Consider the following 4,297-nt stretch of genomic DNA (forward strand, 5'->3'; position numbering starts at 1 on the left):
TGCTGTACCAGGTGGCCACCGGCATCATCTCTGAAGGGGAGATCGCTCCGCCCACCCGGTTGATCCTGCGCAAGCAGAAAAACACACAGGTGCTGCTCGGCGACGTGACACACATCGATCTCGAGCACAAGTCGATCGACTCGGTGTTGCTCGGGCACACCTACCGGACGCCCTACGACAGCCTCATCATCGCGGCGGGGGCGGGCCAGTCGTACTTCGGCAACGACCACTTCGCCGAGTTCGCTCCGGGCATGAAGTCGATCGACGACGCGTTGGAGCTGCGCGGCCGGATCCTGGGCGCCTTCGAGCAGGCCGAGCGCTCCAGCGATCCGGTCCGCCGCCAGAAGCTGCTGACGTTCGTCGTGGTCGGTGCGGGCCCCACGGGTGTCGAGATGGCAGGCCAGATACAGGAGTTGGCCGACCAGACGCTCAAGGGCAGCTTCCGGCACATCGACCCGACCGAGGCGCACGTCATCCTGCTCGACGCCGCGCCGGCAGTCCTGCCGCCGATGGGCAAGAAGCTGGGCCTCAAGGCGCAGGCCCGGCTGGAGAAGATGGGCGTCGAGATCCAGCTCAATGCCATGGTGACCGACGTCGACCGCAACGGCATCACGGTGAAGGACGCCGACGGCACGCTCCGGCGCATCGAGTCGGCCTGCAAGGTGTGGTCGGCCGGTGTGGCGGCGAGTCCGCTCGGCAAGGATCTGGCCGCGCAGTCCGAGACCGAGGTCGACCGGGCCGGCCGGGTGAAGGTGCTGCCCGACCTGTCCATCCCCGGTCACCCGAACGTCTTCGTGGTCGGCGACATGGCTTTCGTCGAGGGTGTGCCGGGAATGGCACAGGGCGCCATCCAGGGTGGCAAGTACGTGGCGAACCTGATCAAGGCCGAGGTGAAGGGTGCGGATCCGACGACGCGCGAGCCCTTCAGCTACTTCGACAAGGGCTCGATGGCCACGGTGTCGAAGTACAATGCGGTCGCCCAGATCGGCAAGCTGGAGTTCGGCGGCTTCATCGCCTGGCTGGCGTGGTTGGGTCTGCACCTGATCTATCTGGTCGGTTTCAAGACGAAGGTCGCGACCCTGCTGTCGTGGGCGGTGACGTTCCTGAGCCGCAGCCGCGGGCAGCTCACCATCACCGAGCAACAGGCGTACGCGCGAACCAGGATCGAACAACTCGAGGATCTGGCTGCGGCGAAGGAAGGCGAGCGGGCGGCGAGCTAGAGCCGGTCGCCCTGCCAGGTGGCGAGGCAGCCACCCGCGGCCAGGTCGAGCGCGGTTCCGGCTGCCTCGAAACCGCTTTGCGGATAACGTAATTCGCTGACACACGCCAGGGGTGTGCCTAGTTCGTCGTCGGTGACCGAGCCGCTGCCTAGTTCGATGCGGTGGCGCAGCAGGGGTGCCCCGTCGACGTCGGCGTACAGCGAGCCACTCCAGAAGCCCTCGCGTTCCTGGGATCTGCCGATCTGGACACGCTCGCGCAGGCGCACGCTCCCCTCCCCGGTCACGGTCAGCCTGGTAGACGTCACGTGCCGCGCGTGCCCGGCCACGATGGTCGGCTGCGGGTCGAGGTCGAGCCGTCCGGCGACCTCGAGATCCCAGCTCGCGCGCGACTCCACGGTGACCGTGCCAGGCATTGCCATCGTCGCGGCCGCACTGCGCAACCGGAGCACGGCACCGTGTTCGACCACCACCCGAACCCGGATGGTGTCCCCTCCCAACGGCGTCGCTGCGGCCGACACGAGGTGCACGGTGTCGGCGTCGGTGCGACGGCCCGCCAACCCGCCAACGCACTCGATGCGGGGTGCGCGGTCGGGGGAAGCGACGATGAGAACATCGGAAAGCATTGCGGGGAACGCCTTACACCGGCACGCGCAGCTGCTGGTTTACCCAGTCGAGCACCGGCGCCGCCGTGGGGTCGTCGGTCAGAGAGATCAGCACCGTCGGTCGATCGCCGCGGACCTTCGCCGAGTCGCGGCGCATCACCTCGAGGTCGGCGCCCACCATCGGCGCCAGGTCGGTCTTGTTGACGACGAGCAGATCCGAGAAGGTCACGCCGGGACCGCCCTTGCGCGGCACCTTGTCACCTCCCGCCACGTCGACGACGAAGATCTGCACGTCGACCAGGCCAGAGGAGAAGGTGGCCGTCAGATTGTCACCGCCCGACTCGACGAGGATCAGATCGAGGGACTCGTTGCCCGCGATCAGGTCATCGATGGCGTCGAGGTTCGCAGTGATGTCGTCGCGGATGGCGGTGTGGGGGCAACCGCCGGTCTGCACCGCGGCGATGCGTTCGTCGGGGAGCACGGCGTGCCTGCGCAGGAAGTCGGCGTCCTCGGTGGTGTAGATGTCGTTGGTCAGCACCGCGAGCGACAACTCGTCACGCAACTGTCGGCACAGCGCGGCCACCAACGCGGTCTTGCCCGACCCGACCGGCCCGCCGATGCCGATGCGCAATGGCTCGCCCGCATGGCGGACGCGACGCGGACGTTCGACGTGGGTGTGGGGCTCACCGTCGAACAGATGTGGTGCCATGGTGTGACCTCCCGGGCCTTCTAGTGGAATGAATTGTGCATCAGGAGACGAAGAGAGACCGGTCCCGTTCGACGTGACGTTGAGCCAGCACGTCGAGGAGTGGATCGGACAGGTCGGCGAGTTCCTTGGTCGCCTCGGCGGCGGTCTGATCGCACAGCGGTGACAGCTCGAAGGTCAGCGCCGCGACGTCGCCCGGATCGAGGGCGAGCAGCCGTTGGGCCGCGGTCGCGGAGCCGGTCATCGTCGTGTAGACCACCGAGAGCGCCGTGTGTTCCGGGAGCAGTCCGCTGACCGAGCCGACCGAACCCGCCGCCACGCCGAGGTGGGGTTTGACGCCAACCGAATCCCAGTCGTGATCCGGCCACACCTTGCGAGCCAACCGCACCAGGCCCCTCCCCTGGGCCCGTGACGCGCTGCGCGCCGCGGGAGCCGGTGTGCGCGCGTCGGTTTCACCGTCGGCGTCCGCGACGCTCAGCGTGCCGTCGTGCACCGCACTCGCGATCGAAGCGGTGACCAGACCGCTGGTGCGGATGCGACGGCGCAGGAAGGCGCGCAGCGTCGGCAGGTCAACCACCAGCCCACTGGCCACGCCCTCCTCGACACCACCGGAGTGGACGTGGCCGCCGGTCGGCAGCCGAGAATCCGCCAACGCCAACAGGGTTGCCAGGTTCGACATTAGAAGAGGAAATATCTCTGCGCCATGGGAAGTTCGGTGGCCGGTTGCTCCGCCCAGACATCGCCATTGATGGTGACGGTGAACGTGTCGGGGTCGACTTCGACGTGGGGCAGCGCGTCGTTGAGCGGCATGTCCGCCTTGCTCACCTTGCGGACGTCACCGACGGCGACGAGCCGACGGTTGACCGCGAGGCGGTCGGCGAGACCGTCCTCGATGGCCTGCGGCGCGACGAAGTGCACCGACGTGGCCGCCGCCGCGGCGGGCGCAGCACCGAACATCGGCCTCGGCAGGACGGGCTGCGGCGTGGGGATCGACGCGTTCGCATCCCCCATCGCCGCCCACGCGATCATGCCGCCCTTGATCACCGCATGCGGGCGCACTCCGAAGAAGGCGGGTTCCCACAGCACCAGATCGGCGAGCTTGCCGACCTCGACGGACCCGATCTCGTGGTCGAGGCCATGCGCGACCGCAGGACAGATCGTGTACTTGGCGACATAGCGCCGAACGCGGTTGTTGTCGGCCGCACCGTCACCTTCCAGCGCCCCCCGCCGCTTCTTCATCACGTGCGCGGTCTGCCAGGTACGCAGCACTACCTCGCCGACGCGGCCCATAGCTTGCGCGTCGCTGCCGATCATCGAGATCGCGCCGATGTCGTGCAGCAGGTCCTCGGCGGCGATCGTCGACGGCCGGATCCGGCTCTCGGCGAACGCGAGATCCTCAGGGACGCTGGGGTTCAGGTGGTGGCACACCATCAGCATGTCGAGGTGCTCGTCGAGGGTGTTGACGGTGTGCGGCCGCGTCGGGTTGGTGGAGCTGGGCAGCACGTTGGGGTGCGACACCACGGTGATGATGTCGGGCGCGTGCCCACCGCCCGCTCCCTCGGTGTGGTAGGCGTGGATCGCCCTGCCGTTGATGGCGGCGAGCGTGTCCTCGACGAAGCCGGCCTCGTTGAGAGTGTCGGAATGCAGGTTCACCTGGACCCCTGCCACGTCGGCGACGGTCAGGCAGGCGTCGATGGCGGCGGGAGTCGTGCCCCAGTCCTCGTGGAGCTTGAATCCCGCTGCGCCTGCCCGTAGTTGCTCCCACATGG

The 4,297-nt window shown here is 68.0% G+C and carries 5 protein-coding genes; 1 reads left to right on the top strand and 4 read right to left on the bottom strand.

Going from position 1 to position 4,297, the window contains the following annotated elements; all coding sequences use genetic code 11:
• Positions 1-1,220 (top strand): type II NADH:quinone oxidoreductase Ndh (gene ndh, locus QOI01_RS24425; RefSeq protein WP_526385550.1); only part of this gene is annotated, 1,220 nt, incomplete at its 5' end.
• Here ndh and QOI01_RS24430 read toward each other — a convergent pair.
• From QOI01_RS24430 to QOI01_RS24445, 4 genes are all read right to left on the bottom strand, one after another.
• A complete protein-coding gene (locus QOI01_RS24430) occupies positions 1,217-1,843 on the bottom strand; it encodes an urease accessory protein UreD (RefSeq protein ID WP_526385552.1) in 627 nt (208 codons plus the stop codon). The genes ndh and QOI01_RS24430 overlap by 4 nt on opposite strands.
• 13 nt (positions 1,844-1,856) lie before the next feature.
• Positions 1,857-2,531, bottom strand: a complete 675-nt coding sequence (gene ureG / locus QOI01_RS24435; RefSeq protein ID WP_526385554.1) for an urease accessory protein UreG — start codon at positions 2,529-2,531, stop codon at positions 1,857-1,859.
• 40 nt (positions 2,532-2,571) lie between these two features.
• Positions 2,572-3,207 (bottom strand): urease accessory protein UreF, encoded by a 636-nt coding sequence (locus tag QOI01_RS24440; protein WP_526385556.1) that lies wholly within the window; start codon positions 3,205-3,207, stop codon positions 2,572-2,574.
• A partial coding sequence (locus QOI01_RS24445) for an urease subunit alpha (RefSeq protein WP_526385558.1) occupies positions 3,207-4,297 on the bottom strand: 1,091 nt, incomplete at its 5' end. The genes QOI01_RS24440 and QOI01_RS24445, both read right to left, overlap by 1 nt.

The organism is Mycobacterium sp. (assembly GCF_032162605.1).
GTDB lineage: Bacteria > Actinomycetota > Actinomycetes > Mycobacteriales > Mycobacteriaceae > Mycobacterium.

Bases quoted from the DNA above. Each gene is read 5' to 3' on its own strand.
- QOI01_RS24430 (WP_526385552.1), bottom strand. From the start codon at position 1,843: ATGCTTTCCGATGTTCTCATCGTCGCTTCCCCCGACCGCGCACCCCGC.
- ureG (WP_526385554.1), bottom strand. From the start codon at position 2,531: ATGGCACCACATCTGTTCGACGGTGAGCCCCACACCCACGTCGAACGT.
- QOI01_RS24440 (WP_526385556.1), bottom strand. From the start codon at position 3,207: ATGTCGAACCTGGCAACCCTGTTGGCGTTGGCGGATTCTCGGCTGCCG.